The 23,414-nt window shown below is 52.0% G+C and carries 22 protein-coding genes; 8 read left to right on the forward strand and 14 right to left on the reverse strand.

What is annotated here, in order from left to right:
• Positions 1 to 46: 46 nt before the first annotated feature.
• The 10 genes from atpA to asnC form a co-directional block, all read right to left on the reverse strand.
• The gene (gene atpA / locus FDX01_RS01675; RefSeq protein WP_003827026.1) at positions 47 to 1,588 is read right to left on the reverse strand and encodes a F0F1 ATP synthase subunit alpha; all 1,542 of its coding nucleotides are present in this window, start codon (positions 1,586 to 1,588) and stop codon (positions 47 to 49) included.
• Between the two features lie 12 nt (positions 1,589 to 1,600).
• Entirely contained in the window at positions 1,601 to 2,134 is a 534-nt protein-coding gene (gene atpH / locus FDX01_RS01680; protein ID WP_096758979.1) for a F0F1 ATP synthase subunit delta, read from the reverse strand.
• A gap of 14 nt (positions 2,135 to 2,148) precedes the next feature.
• Positions 2,149 to 2,619 (reverse strand): F0F1 ATP synthase subunit B, encoded by a 471-nt coding sequence (gene atpF / locus FDX01_RS01685; protein ID WP_003827022.1) that lies wholly within the window; start codon positions 2,617 to 2,619, stop codon positions 2,149 to 2,151.
• 59 nt (positions 2,620 to 2,678) lie between these two features.
• A complete protein-coding gene (gene atpE / locus FDX01_RS01690) occupies positions 2,679 to 2,918 on the reverse strand; it encodes a F0F1 ATP synthase subunit C (protein ID WP_000429386.1) in 240 nt (79 codons plus the stop codon).
• 46 nt (positions 2,919 to 2,964) lie between these two features.
• The gene (gene atpB / locus FDX01_RS01695; protein WP_096758978.1) at positions 2,965 to 3,780 is read right to left on the reverse strand and encodes a F0F1 ATP synthase subunit A; all 816 of its coding nucleotides are present in this window, start codon (positions 3,778 to 3,780) and stop codon (positions 2,965 to 2,967) included.
• Between the two features lie 7 nt (positions 3,781 to 3,787).
• Positions 3,788 to 4,168, reverse strand: a complete 381-nt coding sequence (gene atpI / locus FDX01_RS01700) for a F0F1 ATP synthase subunit I (protein WP_096758977.1) — start codon at positions 4,166 to 4,168, stop codon at positions 3,788 to 3,790.
• Between the two features lie 615 nt (positions 4,169 to 4,783).
• Positions 4,784 to 5,407: a 16S rRNA (guanine(527)-N(7))-methyltransferase RsmG gene (gene rsmG, locus FDX01_RS01705; protein ID WP_137399128.1), complete on the reverse strand. Its 624-nt coding sequence runs from the start codon at positions 5,405 to 5,407 to the stop codon at positions 4,784 to 4,786.
• Between the two features lie 105 nt (positions 5,408 to 5,512).
• A complete protein-coding gene (mnmG, locus tag FDX01_RS01710) occupies positions 5,513 to 7,402 on the reverse strand; it encodes a tRNA uridine-5-carboxymethylaminomethyl(34) synthesis enzyme MnmG (RefSeq protein ID WP_137399129.1) in 1,890 nt (629 codons plus the stop codon).
• 372 nt (positions 7,403 to 7,774) lie between these two features.
• Positions 7,775 to 8,224: an FMN-binding protein MioC gene (gene mioC, locus FDX01_RS01715; RefSeq protein ID WP_115259872.1), complete on the reverse strand. Its 450-nt coding sequence runs from the start codon at positions 8,222 to 8,224 to the stop codon at positions 7,775 to 7,777.
• A gap of 88 nt (positions 8,225 to 8,312) precedes the next feature.
• A complete protein-coding gene (asnC, locus tag FDX01_RS01720) occupies positions 8,313 to 8,771 on the reverse strand; it encodes a transcriptional regulator AsnC (protein WP_045449013.1) in 459 nt (152 codons plus the stop codon).
• Positions 8,772 to 8,922: 151 nt separating this feature from the next.
• Between asnC and asnA the strand changes: the two genes are divergently transcribed.
• Positions 8,923 to 9,915: an aspartate--ammonia ligase gene (gene asnA / locus FDX01_RS01725; RefSeq protein WP_137399130.1), complete on the forward strand. Its 993-nt coding sequence runs from the start codon at positions 8,923 to 8,925 to the stop codon at positions 9,913 to 9,915.
• A gap of 3 nt (positions 9,916 to 9,918) precedes the next feature.
• On the opposite strand, the gene viaA is transcribed toward asnA, so the two are convergent.
• Positions 9,919 to 11,370 carry an ATPase RavA stimulator ViaA gene (gene viaA, locus FDX01_RS01730; protein WP_117342610.1) on the reverse strand — a complete coding sequence of 484 codons (1,452 nt, stop codon included), beginning with the start codon at positions 11,368 to 11,370 and terminating at the stop codon, positions 9,919 to 9,921.
• The gene (ravA, locus tag FDX01_RS01735) at positions 11,364 to 12,860 is read right to left on the reverse strand and encodes an ATPase RavA (RefSeq protein WP_135912811.1); all 1,497 of its coding nucleotides are present in this window, start codon (positions 12,858 to 12,860) and stop codon (positions 11,364 to 11,366) included. The genes viaA and ravA overlap by 7 nt, the downstream gene beginning before the upstream one ends.
• A 328-nt stretch (positions 12,861 to 13,188) precedes the next feature.
• Between ravA and kup the strand changes: the two genes are divergently transcribed.
• From kup to rbsR, 7 genes are all read left to right on the forward strand, one after another.
• Positions 13,189 to 15,057, forward strand: a complete 1,869-nt coding sequence (gene kup, locus FDX01_RS01740) for a low affinity potassium transporter Kup (RefSeq protein ID WP_115259869.1) — start codon at positions 13,189 to 13,191, stop codon at positions 15,055 to 15,057.
• A 191-nt stretch (positions 15,058 to 15,248) separates the two neighbouring features.
• Positions 15,249 to 15,668 carry a D-ribose pyranase gene (gene rbsD / locus FDX01_RS01745; protein ID WP_061075803.1) on the forward strand — a complete coding sequence of 140 codons (420 nt, stop codon included), beginning with the start codon at positions 15,249 to 15,251 and terminating at the stop codon, positions 15,666 to 15,668.
• A 7-nt stretch (positions 15,669 to 15,675) separates the two neighbouring features.
• Positions 15,676 to 17,181, forward strand: a complete 1,506-nt coding sequence (gene rbsA, locus FDX01_RS01750) for a ribose ABC transporter ATP-binding protein RbsA (RefSeq protein WP_117342619.1) — start codon at positions 15,676 to 15,678, stop codon at positions 17,179 to 17,181.
• Positions 17,182 to 17,186: 5 nt separating this feature from the next.
• Complete coding sequence (gene rbsC / locus FDX01_RS01755; RefSeq protein ID WP_096758968.1) at positions 17,187 to 18,152, forward strand: ribose ABC transporter permease; 966 nt, start codon at positions 17,187 to 17,189, stop codon at positions 18,150 to 18,152.
• Positions 18,153 to 18,176: 24 nt separating this feature from the next.
• Positions 18,177 to 19,067 carry a ribose ABC transporter substrate-binding protein RbsB gene (gene rbsB / locus FDX01_RS01760; RefSeq protein ID WP_096758967.1) on the forward strand — a complete coding sequence of 297 codons (891 nt, stop codon included), beginning with the start codon at positions 18,177 to 18,179 and terminating at the stop codon, positions 19,065 to 19,067.
• 137 nt (positions 19,068 to 19,204) lie between these two features.
• Positions 19,205 to 20,134, forward strand: a complete 930-nt coding sequence (gene rbsK, locus FDX01_RS01765) for a ribokinase (RefSeq protein ID WP_115259866.1) — start codon at positions 19,205 to 19,207, stop codon at positions 20,132 to 20,134.
• A 3-nt stretch (positions 20,135 to 20,137) separates the two neighbouring features.
• Positions 20,138 to 21,130: a ribose operon transcriptional repressor RbsR gene (gene rbsR / locus FDX01_RS01770; protein WP_096758965.1), complete on the forward strand. Its 993-nt coding sequence runs from the start codon at positions 20,138 to 20,140 to the stop codon at positions 21,128 to 21,130.
• Here the strand turns inward: rbsR and mdtD are convergent.
• Together mdtD and FDX01_RS01780 are read right to left on the reverse strand one after the other, a co-directional pair.
• Complete coding sequence (gene mdtD, locus FDX01_RS01775) at positions 21,096 to 22,523, reverse strand: multidrug transporter subunit MdtD (protein ID WP_096758964.1); 1,428 nt, start codon at positions 22,521 to 22,523, stop codon at positions 21,096 to 21,098. The genes rbsR and mdtD overlap by 35 nt on opposite strands.
• Position 22,524: 1 nt before the next feature.
• The gene (locus FDX01_RS01780) at positions 22,525 to 23,229 is read right to left on the reverse strand and encodes a FadR/GntR family transcriptional regulator (protein WP_096758963.1); all 705 of its coding nucleotides are present in this window, start codon (positions 23,227 to 23,229) and stop codon (positions 22,525 to 22,527) included.
• Between the last annotated feature and the right edge of the window lie 185 nt (positions 23,230 to 23,414).

Here is a 23,414-nt window from a genome sequence, read left to right on the forward strand (position 1 = left end):
TTCTCCTCAATGCCTTGCGGTCCGCCCTAGGACAGACCGCCAGACGTTACCAGGACTGGGTTGCTTTGAAGGAATCGAGGATAGCTTTCAGCTTGCCTTCGATTTCATCGTTATAGCCACCGGACTGGTTAATCTCTTGCATCAGCGGAGCGTGATCACGGTCGACGTAAGCCAGCAGAGCGGCTTCAAAGCTACCGATTTTCGCCAGTTCCACATCTTCGAGGTAACCGCGTTCAGCCGCAAACAACACCACACCCTGTTGTGCAACAGACATTGGGGCATACTGTTTCTGCTTCAGCAGCTCAGTGACTTTCTGACCATGGCTCAGCTGCTTACGCGTAGCTTCATCCAGGTCGGAAGCGAACTGAGAAAACGCGGCCAGTTCACGATACTGTGCCAGCGCGGTACGAATACCACCGGACAGTTTCTTGATGATCTTGGTCTGCGCTGCACCACCTACACGCGATACGGAGATACCTGGGTTAACCGCCGGACGAATACCGGAGTTAAACAGGTTGGTTTCCAGGAAGATCTGACCATCGGTAATCGAGATTACGTTGGTCGGAACGAACGCAGAAACGTCACCCGCCTGGGTTTCGATAATCGGCAGAGCGGTCAGGGAGCCGGTTTTACCTTTAACTTCACCATTGGTGAACTTCTCAACGTATTCCGCGTTAACGCGGGATGCGCGCTCCAGCAGACGGGAGTGGAGGTAAAATACGTCGCCTGGGAATGCTTCACGTCCTGGCGGACGACGCAGCAGCAGGGAAACCTGACGGTAAGCAACAGCCTGTTTGGACAGGTCATCGTAAACGATCAGTGCATCTTCACCGCGGTCACGGAAGTATTCGCCCATTGCGCAACCAGCATACGGTGCCAGATATTGCAGTGCAGCAGATTCAGACGCGGTAGCCACAACAACGATAGTGTTGGACAGTGCGCCGTGCTCTTCCAGTTTACGAACCACGTTAGAAATGGTGGACGCTTTCTGGCCGATAGCCACGTACACACATTTGATGCCGGAGTCACGTTGGTTGATGATCGCATCGATCGCCATCGCGGTTTTACCGGTCTGACGGTCACCGATGATCAGCTCACGCTGACCACGTCCGATTGGGATCATGGCATCAACGGATTTATAACCGGTCTGTACCGGCTGATCGACGGACTGACGTTCGATTACGCCCGGTGCGATAACTTCGATTGGCGAGAAGCCATCGTTATCAACCGGACCTTTACCGTCGATTGGGGAACCCAGAGTGTTCACCACACGACCCAGCAGGCCACGGCCTACCGGAACTTCAAGGATACGACCCGTACACTTAACCTTCATGCCTTCGGCGAGGTCAGCGTATGGACCCATCACAACTGCACCTACGGAGTCGCGCTCCAGGTTCAGTGCGATAGCGTAACGGTTACCCGGCAGGGAAATCATCTCACCCTGCATACAATCGGCAAGGCCGTGGATGCGGATAACACCGTCACTTACAGAAACAATAGTACCTTCGTTATGAGCTTCGCTCACAACACTGAACTGAGCAATGCGCTGCTTGATCAGTTCGCTGATTTCGGTGGAATTCAGTTGCATGCTCCAGTCCCCTTAAGACTGCAAGACGTCTGCAAGGCGCTCAAGACGGCCGCGTACGCTGCCATCAATGACCATATCACCCGCACGGATGATTACGCCCGCCATTACAGACTTATCGATTTTGCAATTCAGCTTAACTTTGCGTGACAGACGTTTTTCCATCGCGGCGCTGATCTTCGCAAGCTGCTCATCACTCAGTGCATTGGCAGAAGTGACTTCTACCTCAGAGATAGCCTCACTGGCTGCACGCAGGTGAATAAACTGCTCAAGAACATCCGGGAGCGCATTCAGACGGTTATTTTCAGCCATTACCTTAATCAGGTTTTGGCCGCTTTCGTCCAGCTGCTCACCGCAGACTGCGATAAACGACTCAGCGAGCGTTTCCGGCGCCAGCGCGCCAGAGAGAAGCTCTGCCATTTGTTCGTTCTTCGTCACCTCAGCGGCGAACGTCAGCATATCCTGCCAACGGTCAACGCTCTGGTGCTCAACGGCAAAGTCAAAAGCTGCTTTGGCGTAGGGGCGAGCTACCGTAATAAATTCAGACATCAGCCCCTCCCTCCTTACAGTTCAGCGACAAGTTTGTCCACGATGTCGCTGTTAGCAGCTTCATCCACGGAACGTTCGATGATCTTCTCGGCGCCAGCAACAGCCAGGATAGCGACTTGCTTACGCAGTTCTTCGCGAGCACGTTTACGTTCGGCGTCAATTTCCGCCTGCGCTTGTGCCACGATTTTAGTACGTTCCTGCTCTGCTTCAGTTTTGGCTTCGTCCAGGATCTGAGCGCGACGTTTGTTCGCCTGCTCAATAATTACCTGAGCTTCCGCCTTCGCTTTTTTCAGCTGGTCGGTCGCGCTGGCCTTTGCAAGGTCAAGATCCTTATGTGCTCGTTCCGCAGAAGCAAGACCGTCAGCAATTTCTTTCTGACGTTTTTCGATGGCTGCCATTAATGGCGGCCATACGTACTTCATGCAGAACAGAACGAACAGGACAAACGCGATGGCCTGGCCGAGGATTGTTGCGTTAAGATTCACAGCACAATGCCTCTATCTAGTTAACGTTCTGATATTGCTCTTAATTCAAGCAACGCTTACTACGCGACAGCGAACATCACGTACAGACCCAGACCTACAGCGATCATCGGGATAGCATCCACCAGACCCATAACGATAAAGAACTGAGTACGCAGCAGAGGAATCAGATCAGGTTGACGCGCTGCGCCTTCCAGGAATTTACCCCCGAGGATGCCGATACCGATCGCAGCACCGATTGCCGCCAGACCCATCATCACAGCGGCAGCCATGTACAGCAGATCCATATTCAGGTTTTCCATGACAGTCTCCAGTTTGTTTCAGTTAAAACGTAGTAGTGTTGGTAAATTAATGCTCTTCAGACGCCATCGACAGATAGACAATCGTCAGAACCATGAAGATGAAGGCTTGCAGCGTGATAATCAGTATGTGGAAAATGGCCCATGGCACATTCAGGATCCACTGTGACCACCACGGCAACAGACCAGCAATCAGAATGAAAATCAGCTCACCGGCATACATGTTACCGAACAGTCGTAAACCAAGAGAGATTGGTTTGGACAGCAGGCTTACCCCTTCAAGGATTAAGTTGACAGGAATGAACGCCCAGTGATTGAACGGCTGCAGCGTCAACTCTTTCGTGAAGCCACCGATGCCTTTCATTTTGATGCTGTAGAACAGAATGAGGATAAATACGCCCAGTGCCATCGACAGGGTGATGTTCACGTCAGCAGACGGAACCACACGCAGAGCCGGCAGGCCAAAGATATGCTCGCCGATGTACGGCAGCAGGTCGATAGGCAGTAAATCCATCAGGTTCATCAGGAATACCCAGACGAAAATCGTCAGGGCCAGCGGAGCAATCAGCTTGCTTTTGCCATGGTACATGTCTTTCACGCTACCATGTACAAAGCCGATTACCAGCTCAATCGCGGTCTGAAATTTACCCGGTACGCCGCTGGTTGCCTTTTTGGCCACGCTACGGAACACAAGCAGGAACAACAGACCCAGAACCACCGAGAAAAACATGGAGTCAATATTGAGCGTCCAGAAGGTGGCTGGGGGGTTGTGCGGATCCACCAGCGAGAATGTACGTAGGTCCAACTGAAGGTTATTCAGATGGTGTCCTATGTAATCCTGCGGCGTCATATTTTCTGAAGCCATGATGCCTTTACCCTTTGTTGTTAATTACAGCCGGTGCCAGTATCTGAACCACCAGCACCAAAACCCACGTAACGATCAGCGGCGTAAATACCGCCTTCAAAACCGCCAACGCCACCACCAGCAAAACCAGCATCGCTAACACCTTGAAGGCTTCGCCGAAGGCGAACGACCAGGCCACTCGACCTCTTGCTGGTGTATGTGCCTGGTGACGCCAGGCAAATATCATAAACAACATATTAGGCAGTAACACTGCCAATCCACCGCACAATGCGGAGATGCCCCAGAAAGGGTCTTTGAGGCTAAACAGCAATCCACTTGCCATTACCACCAGAAGCTGTGTGAGCAAAAGCTTACGTGCAACGTTTCGACTCAAGAGCGACATAGACATCACGTTTTTACTCCTGCTCCCTTCGAGGTACGCCGCGTGTCGTATAAAACGTTCTTTATGGCTTAGAGTCAAGCATCAAAAAGCGGACAAATTATACGGTGCGCCTTCGTGATTTCAAACAATAAGTAGCTAAAAAGTGAATAAATGTTTAAATAATTTTCTCTGGGCCACATTTATTACTTTTTGGCAAACTGTGAACGATCATGCAAAACTGCAAATACCGCGTAAACACTGGCTGCAAAGCGTGCGACAGATCACATATTGAACATATTCACCTTCGCATAATTAAATTGCGTGGCAAATGATGCCTTTTCATCTTTTTGATATTTAAGCCTAAAAATCATCACTCTTTTAAAAATAGCGCCTAACAACAAAAACACCACTCATTGACATTTATAATAAAAAATTAACACACACCGATGATTGTTAGGTTCTATTTTTAGCAGCCTGATATTTTCACAGTTGACTTGTTTCACTTTTAACAAAAAACGGTACGTTATAGTTATGATGCAAAACAGTAAGTCACCGGTGAAATGTAACAACATTTAACCACACGATCACCCCTATTTTTTAACGCCTGACGCACCGTTTTATTTCTATTTTTTTTGACAAATATTAAATTTTGTTTGGCTTAATCACCACCAGATGACGTTCGCCATCCAGTTGTGGAACGCGTAATTTTTCAACCGACTCGACGCTGGACTCAGCAGGCAAAGAGGCAATTTCATCCTCAGGCAACTGCCCCTTCAACGCGTAAAAGCGTCCGTTTTGACCCGGTAAATGATGGCACCAGGTCACCATATCGTTCAGCGAGGCGAAAGCACGGCTGATCACGCCATCAAAAGGTGGTTCCGAAGGAAAATCCTCAACCCGACTTTGTACCGGGGTGATGTTTTCCAGCTTGAGTTCATGCTGCACCTGACGCAAGAAGCGTACGCGTTTCCCCAAACTGTCTAACAGAGTGAAATGCGCATCTGGACGTACAATGGAGAGCGGAATACCCGGCAGCCCAGGACCCGTACCAACGTCAATAAAACGTTCTCCCTGCAGATGTGGCGCAACGACAATGCTGTCCAGAATATGACGTACCAGCATGTCGTTGGGATCACGCACCGACGTCAGGTTGTACGCTTTGTTCCATTTATGCAGCATATCGACATACGCTATCAGCTGATTTTTCTGGTGATCGGTAAGAGATATACCGGCATCGGCCAGCAGACGAGAGAGTTTGTTGAGCACGGTCGTTACCTGTTGATGATAATTTGCCCGATGGCACTAACGCTGACCGGGCCTACAAATTTGTAGGGCGGGCAAGCAAAGCGCCCCCGCCAAAATAGTGTGTCATTAAGCGCTGCGGCGCAGCATACCTTGTTTTTTCAGCCATACCAGCAAAATGGAGATGGCGGCAGGCGTAACGCCAGATATGCGCGATGCCTGACCGATAGACACCGGTTTGTGATCGTTCAGCTTGGCAATGACTTCATTCGACAAGCCGGATACCTGGCGATAATCCAGGGTCGCAGGCAACAGGGTGTTTTCATTACGCTGGTGTCTTTCGATCTCGTCCTGCTGGCGAGCGATATAGCCTTCGTACTTAACTTGAATCTCAACCTGTTCAGCGGCCTGAGCATCGTCAAGGCCTGGTGCAAACGCTGACAACGACGTCAGTTGCACGTAGGTCACGTCCGGGCGACGCAGGAGATCTTCACCGCTGGCCTCACGTGACAACGGGGTAGCCAGGTAAGCGTTCACTTCTGCAGCAGTATCGGCTAATGGGTTCACCCAGGTCGATTTCAGACGCTGACGTTCTTGTTCAATGCGCTCCAGTTTTTCATTGAAGCGGGCCCAGCGTGCATCATCCACCAGACCCAGCTCGCGTCCTTTTTCGGTCAGACGGAGATCGGCATTGTCCTCACGCAGCATCAAACGGTATTCCGCTCGTGAGGTAAACATGCGGTACGGTTCTTTGGTACCCAGCGTGCAGAGATCGTCCACCAGCACGCCGAGATAGGCCTGAGAACGCGCAGGCGCCCAGCCTTCTTTGTCGGCTGACAGGCGAGCAGCGTTGAGGCCCGCAAGTAAACCTTGCGCAGCGGCTTCTTCGTAACCCGTTGTACCGTTGATTTGTCCGGCAAAGAACAGGCCCTGAATAAATTTGCTTTCCAGAGTCGGTTTTAGGTCGCGCGGATCGAAGAAATCATACTCAATCGCGTAGCCAGGGCGGACGATTCGGGCGTTTTCCATCCCCTGCATTGAGCGCACAATTTGCATCTGCACATCAAACGGTAGGCTGGTGGAGATACCGTTCGGGTAAATTTCGTTGGACGTCAGTCCTTCCGGCTCGAGGAAAATCTGATGCTGGTTCCTGTCGGCAAAGCGCATCACTTTGTCTTCGATCGACGGGCAGTAGCGTGGGCCGATCCCTTCGATCACGCCAGCATACATCGGGCTACGATCGAGGTTATTGCGGATCACGTCATGGGTTTTCTCGTTGGTATACGTGATATAACACGGCATCTGGCGCGGGTGTTGAGAGACGTCGCCAAGGAACGAGAAGACCGGCATGGGGTTATCGCTGTTCTGCTGACCCAGCACGCTGAAATCGATAGTACGCGCATCAATTCGCGGTGGTGTACCTGTTTTCAGGCGGCTGACGCGTAGCGGCAGTTCGCGCAGGCGGCGTGACAGCGGAATAGACGGCGGATCGCCTGCACGGCCACCGCTGTAGTTGTCCAGACCGATATGAATTTTACCGTCGAGGAAGGTTCCGACCGTTAAGACTACGGCTTTGGCACGGAACTTCAGTCCCATTTGGGTCACTGCCCCGACAACACGATCGTTTTCCACAATCAGATCTTCAACCGCCTGCTGGAAGATCATCAGGTTTGGCTGATTCTCCAGAGCAGTACGAACTGCCTGGCGATACAGCACGCGGTCTGCCTGAGCACGGGTGGCGCGCACCGCCGGTCCTTTGCTCGCGTTTAGTATCCTAAACTGAATGCCTGCATGGTCGATCGCTTTGGCCATCAGCCCACCGAGCGCATCCACTTCTTTTACCAGGTGTCCTTTCCCAATACCGCCGATCGCCGGGTTGCAGCTCATCTGTCCCAGAGTGTCGATATTGTGTGTCAACAGCAGGGTCTGTTGACCCATTCGCGCCGCGGCCATCGCGGCCTCGGTGCCTGCATGACCCCCGCCAATGATGATGACGTCAAAAGGATCCTGATAAAACATGGTAATTGCCTCGCATAACGCGGTGTGAAAATGGATTGAAGCCCGGGCCGTGGATTCTACTCAACTTTAGTCGATCGAGAAAGACCTTGGATCCTGGGTATTAAAAAGAAGATCTTTTTATTTAGAGATCTGTTTTATTGTGATCTCTTATTAGGATCGCGATGTTCTGTGGATAAGGGCGATCCTCTGAATAAGATCAACACGTTGCTGAGGATCATTAACTGTGAATGATCGGTGATCCTGGTCCGTATAAGCTGGGATCAAAATGAAGGGTTATACACAACTCAAAAACTGAACAACGGTTGTTCTTTGGATAACTACCGGTTAATCCAAGCTTACTACCAGAGTTATCCACACTCGATCGCACGATCTTTACACGTTTTTGAGTAAATTAATCCAGGATCCGAGCCAAACTTCTGCTGGATCTTCCGGAATGTCGTGTTCGAGGACGTTGATCTTGAGTGTTTCGCCTATCTGTTTTGCACCAGACGCGGTCAGTTCAGTCTGTAATTTATCGATCGCGCCACAGAAGGTGTCATATTCGCGACTGCCAATGCCAATTGCACCAAAACGAACCTGCGAAAGGTCGGGTTTCTGAGACTGAAGATCGTTATAGAAGGGAAGCAGGTTGTCCGGAATGTCTCCCGCACCGTGAGTTGAGCTGATCACCAGCCAAATGCCACAGCTTGAAAGCTCCTCGACCTGCGGGCCGTGCAAGGTTTCGGTTGAAAAACCTGCATCCTCCAGCTTTTCAGCCAGATGTTCTGCAACGTATTCAGCACCGCCAAGGGTACTGCCGCTGATAAGAGTAATGTCTGCCATGCTCGCCCACCTCTATAAAGAGTGCGTATTGTACGCTGTGAGCGAGCTGGGATCTACCTGTGGAAAAATAGGGGATTAAAAAAAACGATTATGGACGAATAGTACGCATAATCGGGTTCTGCAGGACGATCAAGGTTTCAGTGGACTGAATTTCATCGATTGTTTGGATCTTGTTGATAAGTACCTGCTGTAAGGCGTCGATGGATCGGCACATGACCTTAATAAAGATGCTGTAGTGCCCGGTGGTGTAATACGCTTCGGTTACTTCATCAAGGCTTTCCAGTCTGGCCAGTGCGGACGGATAGTCTTTCGCGCTTTTCAGGATGATGCCGATAAAACAGCCAACGTCATAGCCCAACTGTTTGGGGCTGACGTCAATGCGCGCCCCGGTAATGATCCCAGCCTGTTTCATCTTCTCTACGCGCACGTGGATCGTCCCCGGGCTGACACCAAACTGTTTAGCCAGTTCAGCGTAGGCTGTACGGGCATTTTCCATTAGGGCGTCGAGAATGCCGCGGTCCAGATTGTCGATCTGATAATTTTCCATAGGTTTTTCTTATGTAGATTGATGATTCGCTCTATTTTAGCGGTTTATTTTAACGAATTAAAATCTAATGAGGCTTTTTGTTTGTTGATTATTGAATATTGACCGCATTCTGTTGCTTAATCATAGGCAACAGGACACAGGAGTAAACATAATGAAAACCGCTTACATTGCCAAACAACGTCAAATTAGCTTCGTGAAATCTCACTTTTCTCGCCAACTGGAAGAGCGTCTGGGGCTGATTGAAGTCCAGGCACCGATCCTGAGCCGTGTAGGAGATGGCACGCAGGATAACTTGTCGGGCTGTGAAAAAGCGGTGCAGGTGAAAGTGAAAGCTTTGCCAAACGCCCAGTTCGAAGTGGTGCATTCACTGGCGAAGTGGAAGCGTCAAACGCTGGGACGACACGACTTCAGCGCGGGTGAGGGGCTGTACACGCACATGAAAGCCCTGCGCCCGGATGAAGACCGTCTCTCTCCGCTTCACTCGGTCTATGTGGACCAGTGGGACTGGGAGCGCGTTATGGGCGATGGTGAGCGTCAATTCTCCACCCTGAAAAGCACGGTAGAGGCTATCTGGGCGGGAATTAAGGCGACCGAAGAGGCGGTAAGCAAAGAATTTGGTCTGGCACCGTTCCTGCCAGAGCAGATCCATTTTGTTCACAGCCAGGAGTTGTTAGCGCGTTATCCGGATCTTGATGCCAAAGGGCGTGAACGTGCCATCGCGAAAGATCTGGGTGCGGTATTCCTGGTGGGGATCGGCGGCAAGCTCAGCGATGGTCATCGTCATGACGTACGTGCGCCGGATTATGATGACTGGAGTTCGGCTTCCGAGCTGGGTTACGCCGGTCTGAACGGCGATATTCTGGTCTGGAACCCGGTTCTTGAAGATGCGTTTGAACTGTCTTCCATGGGGATCCGTGTGGATGCCGATGCGTTGAAACACCAGCTTTCCCTGACGGGCGACGAAGATCGCCTGAGTCTGGAATGGCACCAGGCGCTGCTGCGTGGCGAAATGCCGCAGACCATTGGCGGCGGTATTGGTCAGTCACGTTTGACCATGTTGTTGCTGCAGTTGCCGCATATTGGTCAGGTACAGTGCGGCGTATGGCCGGCGCAGGTCCGTGAAAGCGTCGACTCCCTGCTGTAAGTATTAACGCTGCCAGCGTCTGAGCAGGCGGCTTCGCATCCCGGTATCAAAGCGCCAGATATGATCGAAAATGCGCATGATGCCGGGTTTGCCATGGGCTGACATCGCAACCGCATGAAAACGGTGTTGATGCACCCGCTGTAACTCCCCAACTTTACTCACTACTTCATCAGGCAATCGCTGAGCGATAAAATCCGAAATCACGACCGCGTCAGCATCAAACCACTCCCGTCCCTGCATCCTTTCAATAATGGCGCGAAAACAGCTGGCAATATCCGTACCGCCGCGAAAACGCTGGCTTAAGAAACGGATCGCCTGCTCAATGCCCTGTGGACCAGACAGTTCGTAGCGCACAACTTCAGTCGAAAATAACATGATGTAGCAGCGGCGGTTATCGGCAAGGGCCACGCGCATTAGCGCCAGACAAAAGGCTTTCGCGCACTGCTCATTAAATCCTCCCATTGAACCCGACGTATCCACGCAGACAATAAATGGCCCGCGAGGCTGCTCGTCAAAATCCTGATGCACGACCGGGCGCTCGGTGACTTTTTCACGCCAGGCTTCGCCATGCAGGCGGTATGTCAGCAGCTGTTTTTCCACTAGCCGCCGATAGAACTCATATTCCAGTTCGGTGATGCCAAGGGTCGCCAGCTCCGGAGGGAGTAAACGCAGAATATCGTCGCTTTGTTGGATGCCATCAACCTGCTCCGGGACGGTGGCGGGTTCGCGTACCAGCGTGCGAAAGGTTTCCATTGGCGCATCTTTCCGCGGAACCGATTTGGCTTCCCGGGAGCGTCCCAACTGTTCGGCTAAGCGTTGGAGTTCGGGCTGCTGCGTCAGGAAATCACCGTACTTCACGATCAACTGGTAATCGCCGCGCTTGATTTGACCTGCGCTCATGTCCCATAAACGGCCTGCGGCGGTGTCGTTTTCCGCCAGCACCGGATCCAGCTGTCCGCTCAGCGTCATACGTTCCTGAACTTCACTGAGCAACTGTTCGCGTTCTTCTTCCAGCAACTGGTGATTCAGCGTGGTGGTTTGAATCACCAGGCTTAAACGCCAGCGTTGTAAAAACAGCGTGTGCAGCGCGGGAGTGAATGTACTGTTGCCATCAACCAATTGTTGGGCTTGCCCGGCATAGGGGGAATGTAACCGGTGCAGTAGCGTTAATATTTGCGGTAACTGGACGATAAACTGCGGGGTGGAAAGGAGCTGACTTTGCTGGTAGCACATCACTTCTTCCGTCAGTTCCGGCGGTACGCGGGTATCTTTCAGACGGTTGCGTAATGCCTCGCGCCAGCGGGGAAGATCGTTGGCTATCGCCTTCTTTAGCCGGGGGAATTTTTCAAAAAAAACCGCCAGCTGTGGGGAGGCCAGCAGCGCGAGGATCATCTCTTCGATCATCCCCTCTTCGCTTACCGCCAACATGATATTCAGCGTATCAAGCGTCAGCATTGCTGTGCCTGGCGGATCTGCTCGCCAACGTCTTGCAGGCTGGCTTCAATCCGGCCTAACCAGTCGCTATGGATAAACAGACATTTTTGCTGTTCGCTAAACCCGCGGTGCTGCTGGTGCCACTCGGTATCGAGCGCCTCAAGCTGCTCTTTTATCTCGCTGGGCATATTCTCTTTCGATGAACCCGGAAGTGCCAGGCGGGAGCCTTGTAAGCTGACGTCGCGCACGACCAGGTGCTGGTCGCTGTCGACTTCCATATTCAGCATCTGGGCAAAGCCTATGCCGTTTAGCTTGCCGCGGATCTCACTGCCTTTGGTCAGCCACTGCTCCAGCGCGCTACGCTCAAACGCAATATGAATAACGTCCATATCATGCAGTTTTAAAGGCTTTTGTAGCAGCAACGTCACTACCGCCGTATTAACGTCTGCAGGTAAATCATAATGTGGACGACGGCTGAACATCCCACCCTGGCGAATAACGGTAAAGGCGGTTTTATCGCTCTGTTGCTGCTGTAACTGGAGGCGGCGCTGCACAATCGCGCCGAGGCGCGTTAGCATTGATTGCTGCTGCCAGGCGTGTCCGGTCATCAATATTTCAATCTGCTGCTGCATCAGATTCAGGCTTTGTGCGTCGTACCACAGGCAGTCTTTCAACAGGATAAGATCGATAGGCGCAACCGCATCGCGTCCGCTAAAGAAGGCGCTGGCCTGCAACAGGCGGATCGCTTTTTTCCAGCGACGGTCAGAGACGTAAGGAGCGTTCGGTAGTGCATCCAACTGCTGGCGCAGCGTATAGACCAACTCAAAGACGCGATCGGGAAGCGTGATGGTGCCGATATCTTTTTGCCACTGGTAATACTCTTCATCGGTCACCTGTAACGTTGCCGGAACAGGGTTGTCGCTTTCATCCTGCTGGCTTAACAACATGGAGCGGAAGTTGGCCTTGTCCTGCACCTTGTCCAGCCACAGGCGAATTAGCATACGGTCGTACAGTGCTTCCAGGCTGCTGTCTGCTTCAGGCAGTTCGTTGGAGGCCGCCACCAGCAGACGCATCGGGATTTTTTCCTCAAACGCGCCGTTGCGGAAGTGGCGTTCGTTAATGGCTGTTAGCAGGGTGTTGAGGATGGCCGGGCCCGCCTTCCAGATTTCATCCAGAAAAACGATTTCAGCTTCGGGAAGATAACCCGCCGTTAAGCGCTCATAGCGCCCTTCATCTTTCAGGGCCTGAATAGATAGCGGGCCGAAGACTTCTTCTGGCGTGGAGAAGCGCGTCATCAAATATTCGAAAGCGCGCGCATTTTTAAACGCAAACTTCAGCCGACGTGCAATTAAGCTTTTTGCGATCCCTGGCGGGCCGAGTAAGAACACACTCTCACCGCTAAGCGCCGCCAGCAGGCACAGACGAATGGCGTGGCTACGTTCATAGAGTCCCTTTTCCAGCGCATTGCTCAGACGGGAAATTCTTTCCGCTAATAAATGTGGGTGAGCCATAATGAAGTGGCGTCCTTTCGCCAAATGTACTGCGTAAACTGCGAGTATAGATGCTTCACACCAGTGCAGTAATAGACTGAAGGTGCGCTTATTTTTCTTTGAGCCAGATTAATCTGGTCTCATTTAGGGGTACGATTTTGCGATTAATCGTGCATACTGTGCGCCTTTTTGTGGGCCAAGGGACTACGCACACATTTCTTATATATACACCAAATCAATCAAGCTGCACGAAGACGGTAAATGAGTTATCTCCTGGGATGGGCGGAATAACGAGTGAAGCCAATGGAAGCGGCCTGAAGAATGACGTGTATAAACGAAAGACGAGTCTATGAGCACTGATAATAAGCAATCATTGTCTGCGATTACCCTTGCAGCTATTGGGGTTGTCTACGGTGATATTGGTACCAGCCCACTTTATACACTCCGTGAATGTTTGTCTGGGCAGTTCGGTTTTGGCGTTGAACGTGATGCCGTGTTTGGTTTTCTTTCGCTGATTTTCTGGCTGCTGATCTTTGTTGTCTCCATCAAGTACCTGACGTTTGTCATGCGTGCGGATAACGCCGGAGAAGGCGGGATCCTGACGCTAATGTCACTGGCCGGGCGTAATACGTCGGCGCGAACGACCTCAATGCTGGTCATTATGGGGTTGATAGGCGGCAGCTTCTTCTATGGTGAGGTGGTGATTACGCCGGCTATTTCGGTGATGTCGGCGATCGAAGGTCTGGAGATCGTGGCACCGCAACTGGATACCTGGATTGTTCCGCTCTCTATTATTGTCCTGACACTGCTGTTTATGATTCAAAAGCACGGTACTGGTACCGTGGGTAAGCTTTTTGCACCTATTATGCTGGTTTGGTTCCTGGTGTTGGCGGTGTTGGGCGTACGTAGCATTATTGCTAACCCGGAAGTGCTGCAGGCGTTAAACCCAATGTGGGCGGTGCATTTCTTCCTCGAATATAAAACGCTGTCGTTTATTGCGCTGGGCGCGGTGGTGTTGTCGATCACCGGCGTTGAAGCGCTGTACGCGGATATGGGCCACTTTGGTAAGTTCCCCATTCGCCTGGCGTGGTTCTCAGTAGTGTTACCTTCGCTGGTGCTGAACTATTTTGGCCAGGGTGCATTGCTGTTAAAACATCCGGAAGCGATCAAAAACCCGTTCTTCCTGCTGGCACCGGACTGGGCGTTGATTCCCCTGTTGATCCTTGCCGCGCTGGCCACGGTTATTGCCTCGCAGGCGGTGATCTCTGGCGTATTCTCATTGACGCGGCAGGCGGTACGTCTGGGATATCTGTCGCCGATGCGTATCATCCATACTTCAGAGATGGAGTCAGGGCAAATCTATATTCCGTTCGTCAACTGGATGCTGTACATCGCCGTGGTGATTGTGATTGTCAGCTTTGAGCACTCCAGTAACCTGGCCGCCGCGTACGGTATTGCGGTGACGGGGACGATGGTGCTGACGTCTATTCTGTCGACAACCGTGGCGCGTAAAAACTGGCACTGGAATAAATACTTTGTGTTCCTGATTCTGGTGGCCTTCCTGTGCATTGATATTCCGCTGTTCTCCGCGAACCTTGATAAGCTGATTTCTGGTGGTTGGCTGCCGCTGACGCTGGGTCTGGTGATGTTCACCATCATGACCACCTGGAAAAGCGAGCGCTTCCGTCTGCTGCGTCGTATGCATGAACACGGTAATTCTCTGGAGGCGATGATTGCATCTCTGGAGAAATCGCCGCCGGTACGCGTGCCTGGCACAGCGGTGTATATGTCCCGTGCCATGAATGTCATCCCGTTTGCGCTTATGCATAACCTCAAACATAACAAGGTGCTGCATGAACGCGTGATCCTGCTGACGCTGCGTACAGAAGATGCGCCGTATGTTCATAATGTGCGTAGGGTGCAAATTGAGCAGCTGTCGCCGACCTTCTGGCGCGTGGTGGCCAGCTACGGCTGGCGCGAAACACCAAACGTAGAGGAAGTGTTCCATCGCTGCGGGCTGGAAGGCCTAAGCTGTCGGATGATGGAAACCTCGTTCTTCATGTCGCACGAGTCGCTGATTGTCGGCAAACGTCCGTGGTATTTACGCCTGCGCGGCAAATTGTATCTGCTGTTGCAGCGCAATGCGCTACGTGCACCGGACCAGTTTGAGATCCCACCTAACCGGGTGATTGAGCTCGGGACGCAGGTCGAGATTTAACGTTACCGACGCCCTCTTTCTTCATGAAAGGGGGCGTTTTGTTTTCCCCCTCACATTTTCCTTTCTTCTGATGATACGGCTTGCGAAACGTTTCGATGACGATCACATTTTCGTAACGTCATGGTGGTTTTATGTGCATTCTTCAGACTAAACTTATCACCAGCGAAACGTTTCGCTAGTGGGGAAAGAAAATGAAGAAAGGCACGGTACTCAACTCTGAAATTTCATCGGTGATCTCCCGTCTGGGGCATACCGATACGCTGGTGGTGTGTGATGCGGGTTTACCCATCCCAAATAGTACTACGCGTATCGATATGGCATTAACCCAGGGCGTACCTTCTTTTATGCAGGTACTGGACGTGGTCACGCGTGAAATGCAGGTCGAGTCGGCCATTCTCGCGACGGAAATCAAACAACATAATCCGCAACTCCACGAAACGTTGCTCAGCCACATTGAGCAACTGCAACAACACCAGGGAAATACCATAGAAATTCGTTACACCACGCATGAACAATTCAAAAAACAAACCGCAGACAGTCAGGCGGTAATTCGCAGCGGAGAATGTTCTCCGTATGCGAATATCATTCTTTGTGCTGGCGTCACGTTCTGAGGCCATCATGAACGCACTACTGCAACTCAAAGGGATCGATAAAGCGTTCCCGGGCGTTAAAGCGCTATCCGGCGCCGCGTTGAATGTTTACTCCGGCCGCGTTATGGCGCTGGTGGGCGAAAACGGCGCGGGCAAATCCACCATGATGAAAGTCCTGACTGGTATCTACACTCGTGATGCCGGTTCGTTATTGTGGCTGGGGAAAGAAACCACCTTTAACGGTCCTAAATCCTCTCAGGAAGCAGGGATCGGCATCATTCACCAGGAACTGAACCTGATCCCGCAACTCACCATCGCCGAGAACATTTTCCTCGGCCGTGAGTTTGTGAATCGCTTTGGCAAAATCGATTGGAAGAAGATGTATGCCGAAGCAGACCAGTTGCTGGCTAAACTTAATCTGCGTTTTAAAAGCGACAAGCTGGTCGGTGAGCTATCGATTGGCGATCAGCAGATGGTTGAAATCGCCAAAGTGCTGAGCTTTGAATCCCGGGTCATCATTATGGATGAACCGACGGATGCGTTGACGGATACCGAAACCGAATCCCTGTTCCGCGTGATCCGTGAACTGAAATCTCAGGGACGCGGCATTGTCTATATTTCTCACCGCATGAAAGAGATTTTCGAAATTTGTGATGATGTGACGGTGTTCCGCGATGGGCAGTTTATTGCCGAACGTGAAGTGGCCTCACTGACCGAAGATTCACTCATTGAAATGATGGTGGGACGTAAGCTGGAAGATCAGTACCCGCGGCTGGATAAAGCGCCTGGCGATGTGCGCCTGAAGGTCGATAACTTGTGCGGCCCTGGAGTGCATGATGTGTCATTCACGCTGCGTAAAGGTGAGATCCTTGGCGTGTCGGGTCTGATGGGTGCCGGACGTACTGAATTGATGAAAGTGCTATACGGCGCGCTGCCGCGCACCAGTGGTTACGTCACGCTTGACGGGCATGAAGTGGTTACGCGTTCTGAACAGGATGGGCTGGCCAACGGCATCGTCTATATTTCTGAAGACCGCAAACGCGACGGCTTAGTGCTGGGCATGTCGGTGAAAGAGAACATGTCGTTGACCGCACTGCGTTACTTCAGCCGTACGGGCGGCAGTCTGAAACACAAAGATGAGCAGCAGGCGGTGGGCGATTTTATCCGTCTGTTCAATGTGAAAACGCCCTCGATGGAACAGGCAATCGGCCTGCTCTCCGGTGGCAATCAGCAAAAGGTGGCTATTGCGCGTGGTTTGATGACCCGGCCCAAAGTGCTGATCCTCGATGAACCCACGCGCGGCGTGGATGTTGGGGCTAAAAAAGAGATTTACCAGCTAATCAACCAGTTTAAGGCTGATGGGCTGAGCATCATTCTGGTCTCTTCGGAGATGCCAGAAGTATTGGGCATGAGCGATCGCATTATCGTCATGCATGAAGGGCATCTCGGCGGTGAATTCACTCGCGAGCAGGCCACTCAGGAAGTATTAATGGCTGCCGCTGTGGGCAAGCTTAATCGCGTGAATCAGGAGTAAAAAAGATGACTACCCAGGCTGTTTCTGGTCGCCGTTATTTCACTAAAGCATGGCTTCTGGAGCAAAAGTCGCTCATCGCTCTGTTAGTGCTGATCGCGATTGTTTCCACCATGAGCCCCAACTTTTTTACCGTTAATAACCTGTTCAACATTCTCCAGCAAACGTCGGTTAACGCCATCATGGCCGTTGGTATGACGCTGGTTATTCTGACGTCGGGTATCGATCTGTCTGTGGGTTCGCTACTGGCGCTTACCGGTGCCGTTGCTGCTTCGATTGTGGGTCTTGAAGTCAACGCGTTGGTGGCCGTTGCCGCTGCGCTGGCGTTAGGTGCGGCAGTTGGTGCCGTGACTGGCGTTATTGTGGCAAAAGGCCGCGTGCAGGCGTTTATCGCCACGCTGGTGATGATGCTGCTGCTGCGCGGCGTCACCATGGTGTACACCAACGGCAGTCCGGTAAACACCGGCTTTACCGACAATGCCGATCTGTTTGGCTGGTTTGGTATTGGTCGTCCGTTAGGCGTCCCTACGCCAGTATGGATCATGGGGATTGTCTTCCTGGCCGCGTGGTACATGCTGCACCATACCCGTCTGGGTCGATATATTTATGCGCTGGGCGGTAACGAAGCGGCAACGCGTCTGTCCGGTATCAGCGTCAATAAGATCAAAATTATCGTTTATTCACTCTGTGGGCTGCTGGCTTCTCTGGCGGGCATCATCGAAGTGGCGCGTCTCTCCTCAGCGCAACCGACGGCGGGTACCGGCTATGAGCTGGATGCTATCGCGGCGGTGGTATTAGGCGGCACCAGCCTGGCTGGCGGTAAAGGACGTATTGTTGGTACGCTGATCGGCGCACTGATTCTCGGTTTCCTCAATAATGGTTTGAATTTGTTAGGTGTTTCCTCCTATTACCAGATGATCGTTAAAGCAGTGGTCATTTTGCTGGCGGTACTGGTAGACAACAAAAAGCAGTAACAACGACTACAGGACATCTTAAATATGAACATGAAAAAACTGGCTACCCTGGTTTCTGCTGTTGCGCTGAGTGCCACCGTGAGCGCGAATGCGATGGCAAAAGATACCATTGCGCTGGTGGTCTCTACCCTTAACAACCCGTTCTTTGTCTCTCTGAAGGATGGGGCGCAAAAAGAAGCCGATAAGCTGGGTTATAACCTGGTGATTCTGGACTCGCAGAACAACCCGGCGAAAGAGTTGGCGAACGTTCAGGACTTAACCGTGCGTGGAACCAAAATTCTGCTGATTAACCCAACCGACTCCGATGCCGTGGGTAATGCCGTGAAGATGGCTAACCAGGCGAAAATTCCGGTGATCACCCTGGACCGTCAGGCAACCAAAGGGGATGTTGTCAGCCATATTGCGTCTGATAACGTGCTGGGCGGTAAAATTGCCGGTGACTACATCGCGAAGAAAGCAGGCGAAGGTGCGAAAGTTATCGAACTGCAGGGTATTGCCGGAACATCGGCGGCGCGTGAGCGTGGCGAAGGTTTCCAGCAGGCCGTTGCGGCACACAAATTTAACGTGCTGGCTAGCCAGCCGGCAGATTTCGACCGTACCAAAGGTCTGAACGTTATGCAGAACCTGCTGACCGCGCATCCTGATGTGCAGGCCGTATTTGCTCAGAACGATGAAATGGCACTGGGCGCGCTGCGTGCTCTGCAAACGGCGGGTAAATCTGATGTGATGGTGGTTGGATTTGACGGCACGCCTGATGGCGAAAAAGCGGTAAATGATGGCAAACTGGCTGCGACCATCGCTCAGTTACCGGATCAGATTGGCGCGAAAGGCGTTGATATTGCGGATAAGGTACTGAAGGGCGAGAAGGTTCAGGCTAAATATCCGGTTGACCTGAAGCTGGTCATCAAGCAGTAATAGCGATTCAGGCCGCTCGCGACCTGATGGCGACATAAATACGCCATCCTCAGAGCGTTGAAGATGAAAGCGTAAAAAGAAAAGCAGGGCACGCGCCACCCTAACCCGGTGGCGCACTTTGACTTGGAATTCCGAACATGAAAACCGCAGGCAACCTCGTTGTACTTGGCAGCATTAATGCCGATCACATCCTTAACCTTAACTCTTTTCCGACACCCGGCGAAACCGTAACCGGTAGCCACTATCAGGTCGCATTTGGCGGAAAAGGCGCGAACCAGGCGGTTGCTGCGGGTCGTAGTGGTGCGAATATCGCCTTCATTGCCTGTACAGGAGATGACGATATTGGTGAGCGTGTACGTAAACAATTAGCCAGCGATAACATCGATATTGCGCCTGTTAGCGTGATTTCTGGCGAAGCGACCGGCGTGGCGCTGATTTTTGTTAACGCGGAAGGCGAGAACGTTATCGCTATTCATGCCGGGGCGAATGCCGCACTTTCTCCTGCGTTAGTGGAAGCTCAACATGACCGTATTGCGCAGGCCTCGGCCTTACTGATGCAGTTAGAGTCGCCCATTGAAAGCGTACTGGCTGCGGCAAAAATTGCGCGTCGACATAATACGACGGTCGCGCTTAATCCGGCTCCGGCTCGTGAACTCCCTGACGAACTGCTGTCGCTGGTAGATATCATTACCCCGAATGAAACGGAAGCTGAAAAGCTGACCGGGATCCGGGTAGAAAACGATGAAGATGCCGCTAAAGCAGCGCTGGCGCTGCACGCAAAGGGAATTCACACCGTACTGATTACCTTAGGAAGTCGTGGTGTGTGGGCTAGCGTAAACGGTGAAGGTCATCGTGTTCCTGGTTTTAAAGTGGACGCCGTTGATACCATCGCTGCCGGTGATACCTTTAACGGTGCGTTAATTACCGCGTTACTGGAAGAGACACCGTTGCCTGAGGCGATTCGCTTTGCGCATGCGGCCGCGGCGATTGCGGTAACGCGTAAAGGTGCACAACCTTCCGTTCCGTGGCGCGAAGAAATTGAGGCGTTTTTAGGTCAGCAGAGGTAACGCTTGGCTACAATGAAGGACGTTGCCCGCCTGGCGGGTGTTTCCACGTCGACGGTTTCTCACGTCATTAATAAAGATCGCTTTGTCAGCGAGGCTATCACCGGCAAAGTTGACGCTGCGATTAAAGAGCTTAACTACGCGCCTTCCGCGCTGGCGCGTAGCCTCAAGTTGAATCAGACTCGCACCATTGGCATGTTAATCACAGCCAGTACCAACCCCTTCTATTCAGAACTGGTACGCGGCGTTGAGCGCAGCTGTTTTGAGCGCGGCTACAGTCTGGTTTTGTGCAACACCGAAGGCGATGAACAGCGCATGAATCGTAATCTGGAGACACTGATGCAAAAGCGGGTGGACGGCTTACTGCTGCTCTGCACCGAAACCCATCAGCCTTCCATGGAGATCATGCAGCGCTACCCTTCTATTCCCACCGTGATGATGGACTGGTCACCCTTTGAAGGGGAAAGTGACCTGATTCAGGACAATTCCCTACTGGGTGGCGATCTGGCAACTCAGCATCTCATTGATAAGGGTTTTACGCGCATAGCTTGTATTACCGGTCCACTGGATAAAACGCCGGCACGTTTGCGGCTGGAGGGATACCGGGAAGCGATGAAGCGTGCAGGGCTGGATATTCCTCAGGGCTATGAGATCACCGGTGATTTTGAGTTCGGCGGTGGGTTTGAAGCCATGCAAACGCTGTTGTCACATAACCAGCGACCACAGGCCGTTTTTGCGGGCAATGATGCAATGGCTGTGGGGGCGTATCAGGCTCTGTATCAGTCAGGATTGCGCATTCCGCAGGATATGGCGGTCGTGGGCTATGATGATATCGAACTGGCGCGCTACATGACGCCACCGCTCACCACTATCCACCAACCGAAAGATGAACTGGGTGAGCTGGCCATCGACGTATTAATCCACCGCATGGCGCAGCCCGCTTTACAGCAACAGCGCCTGCAGCTTACTCCTGTTCTGATGGTGCGGGGGTCGGTTTAGACTTATGCCGATCATTGATCAGGTTGCGGCCATCTTTGGCTTTTAGCAGCATGAACATCAGCGCTGATATCACCGTAATCGCGCCCATCGTAATAAAGGTATAGTGGAACTGTTCTACCGTATTGGTTCCTTCCATGCCTTCATAGACACGCAGTACGGCGGCGCTAATCGCCACCCCTAAGCTGATCGACAGCTGCTGCGTGACGGCTAACACGCTGTTGCCACTACTGGCATTATCATCGGTTAGATCCGCAAGGGTAATGGTATTCATTGAAGTAAACTGGGTGGACATTCCCATACCTAAAATGAACAGCGGCAGGATCAGCATCCAGACTGGCATCGCGGGAGATTGCAAAGAGAACTGCGCAATCATCAGGCCGATAAATACCGTGACGCCGACCAGCGTGGTGCGGTAGCCAAGACGACGCAGAACCTGCGTCACCATCGATTTCGCCAGAATAGATCCCAGCGCCGTCGGCGCCATCATGCAACCGGCTATTAGCGCCGGGTAGCCAAAGCCTACCTGCAACATCAGCGGCATTAAGAAAGGGACACACCCCGTTCCCAGACGTGTGGCAAGGTTTCCCGCGATACCGACCGAGAAGGTGCGGGTCTTAAAGATTGGTAGAGAAATTAACGGTGTGGGATGGCGGCGCGCGTGGCGGATGTAAGCGAGCAGTAGCAAAATGCTACCAAGAATAATGCTGAGGGCGACCCAACTGGCGACAAGCTTTTCACCGAACAACTCCACGCCGCTGGAGAACAGTACCAGACTCAGACCAAAGAGAAAGAAGCCAGTCATATCAAAACGGCGGCGCGGCGTCGTGAAGTTAGGCATATATTTGCGGGCGTAGAAGATGCCGGCGATGCCAATCGGAATATTAATCAAGAAGATCCAATGCCAGCTGGCCCACGTGACCAGTACTCCGCCCAGGACCGGACCTAAAATGGGTCCCACCAGGCCCGGCATAGTCACGAAGTTAAGGACCGGGAGCAGCTCACTGCGCGGGTAGGCGCGTAATAGCGCCAGGCGGGCAACCGGCATCATCATTGCACCACCAATGCCTTGTATCACGCGGAAAATAACCAGTTGGGTTAAAGAGCCGGAGAGTGCACAGGCAAGTGAACCCAGGGTAAACAGACTCACGGCAATCATAAAGATACGTCGGGTGCCGAAGCGGTCAGCCAGCCAGCCACTTACCGGGATCAACATCGCTACCGTCAGGGTGTAGCTGATAATGGCAGACTGCATGGCGAGTGGGGAGCGGTTGAGGCTGTGCGCGATGGCGGGTAACGCAGTATTAAGGATGGTGGCGTCTAATGCCTGCATAAAAAAGGCCATGGCTGCGATCCATGGCAGTCCGGCCATACTGCGCGATTTCTTTTCAGGCATGTTATTTATCCGGGAGATCGTTAGGAGCTATCAGCAATGCCTGACAGGCGGTGAAGGCGCGATCGCCATCGCTCTCCTCTATGGCATCGACAATAGCCTGATGTAAATCCAGCTTTACCACGTCGTTATAGGTAATAGAGGTAAAATAGGTCTGGTAGACGGAATGGAATAACGAGGCAAAGGAGATCAGAAATGGATTCGCACTCATTTCATAGATGTGCTCATGCCAGGCGATATCAACCTCAATCCAGCGCTCGCGCTTAAAGTTCCTTTTCAGCTCGACCATCTCTTCCATTAACGTAGTCAGATGTGCTTTTTGTTCTGCTGTGCCGATAGTCGCCGCCAGTAAACAGGCTTGAGGCTCCAGGCTAATGCGCATCACCAGAAAATGTTTGATAACCTGAGGGAAATTATCTTCCGTCATCCACCAGGTGAGCAGTTCCTGATCGAGAAAGTTCCAGTTTGCTTGTGGCATAACGCGAGTACCAATACGCGGGCGCGGTAATACCATACCTTTTGCCGTTAATGTCTTTACCGCTTCCCTTACCGCTGTACGGCTCACACCGAACTGGCTGCCCAGTTCTATTTCACCTGGTAGGATGGCGCCTGGCGCGTACTCACCTTTTAATATTCGCTGAGCCAGCTTTTCGGCCAGAACATAGGAAAGGTTTTTCTGTGCGGCTAGCTGTTGGGCATTTAAAGGCATGAATGTTCTTCCTTACTCTTTCTCTTATTCATTAGTATGCCATCAGGAAGTGTGATTGCGGTTGCAAAAACGGCAGATTGCTTATTTTATGGCATGTTAAAGACAGTTTTGGTGAAATAACGCGCACTCAGAAAGTTATTTTAAATTTCCTCTTGTCAGCCTGAAATAACTCCCTATAATGCGCC

The sequence above is a fragment of the Citrobacter sp. wls613 genome (assembly GCF_005281195.1).
GTDB classification, from domain to species: Bacteria; Pseudomonadota; Gammaproteobacteria; order Enterobacterales; family Enterobacteriaceae; genus Citrobacter; species Citrobacter gillenii.

Coding starts and splice junctions, on each gene's coding strand:
- asnC (WP_045449013.1), bottom strand. CDS start 8,771: ATGGAAAATTATCAGATCGACAATCTGGACCGCGGCATTCTCGACGCC.
- rbsC (WP_096758968.1), top strand. CDS start 17,187: ATGACTACCCAGGCTGTTTCTGGTCGCCGTTATTTCACTAAAGCATGG.
- mdtD (WP_096758964.1), bottom strand. CDS start 22,523: ATGCCTGAAAAGAAATCGCGCAGTATGGCCGGACTGCCATGGATCGCA.
- atpI (WP_096758977.1), bottom strand. CDS start 4,168: ATGTCTATGTCGCTCTTGAGTCGAAACGTTGCACGTAAGCTTTTGCTC.
- rbsA (WP_117342619.1), top strand. CDS start 15,676: ATGAACGCACTACTGCAACTCAAAGGGATCGATAAAGCGTTCCCGGGC.
- asnA (WP_137399130.1), top strand. CDS start 8,923: ATGAAAACCGCTTACATTGCCAAACAACGTCAAATTAGCTTCGTGAAA.
- rbsK (WP_115259866.1), top strand. CDS start 19,205: ATGAAAACCGCAGGCAACCTCGTTGTACTTGGCAGCATTAATGCCGAT.
- mnmG (WP_137399129.1), bottom strand. CDS start 7,402: ATGTTTTATCAGGATCCTTTTGACGTCATCATCATTGGCGGGGGTCAT.
- atpB (WP_096758978.1), bottom strand. CDS start 3,780: ATGGCTTCAGAAAATATGACGCCGCAGGATTACATAGGACACCATCTG.
- viaA (WP_117342610.1), bottom strand. CDS start 11,370: ATGCTGACGCTTGATACGCTGAATATCATGTTGGCGGTAAGCGAAGAG.
- rbsB (WP_096758967.1), top strand. CDS start 18,177: ATGAACATGAAAAAACTGGCTACCCTGGTTTCTGCTGTTGCGCTGAGT.
- atpH (WP_096758979.1), bottom strand. CDS start 2,134: ATGTCTGAATTTATTACGGTAGCTCGCCCCTACGCCAAAGCAGCTTTT.
- kup (WP_115259869.1), top strand. CDS start 13,189: ATGAGCACTGATAATAAGCAATCATTGTCTGCGATTACCCTTGCAGCT.
- ravA (WP_135912811.1), bottom strand. CDS start 12,860: ATGGCTCACCCACATTTATTAGCGGAAAGAATTTCCCGTCTGAGCAAT.
- atpE (WP_000429386.1), bottom strand. CDS start 2,918: ATGGAAAACCTGAATATGGATCTGCTGTACATGGCTGCCGCTGTGATG.
- mioC (WP_115259872.1), bottom strand. CDS start 8,224: ATGGCAGACATTACTCTTATCAGCGGCAGTACCCTTGGCGGTGCTGAA.
- rbsD (WP_061075803.1), top strand. CDS start 15,249: ATGAAGAAAGGCACGGTACTCAACTCTGAAATTTCATCGGTGATCTCC.
- atpA (WP_003827026.1), bottom strand. CDS start 1,588: ATGCAACTGAATTCCACCGAAATCAGCGAACTGATCAAGCAGCGCATT.
- FDX01_RS01780 (WP_096758963.1), bottom strand. CDS start 23,229: ATGCCTTTAAATGCCCAACAGCTAGCCGCACAGAAAAACCTTTCCTAT.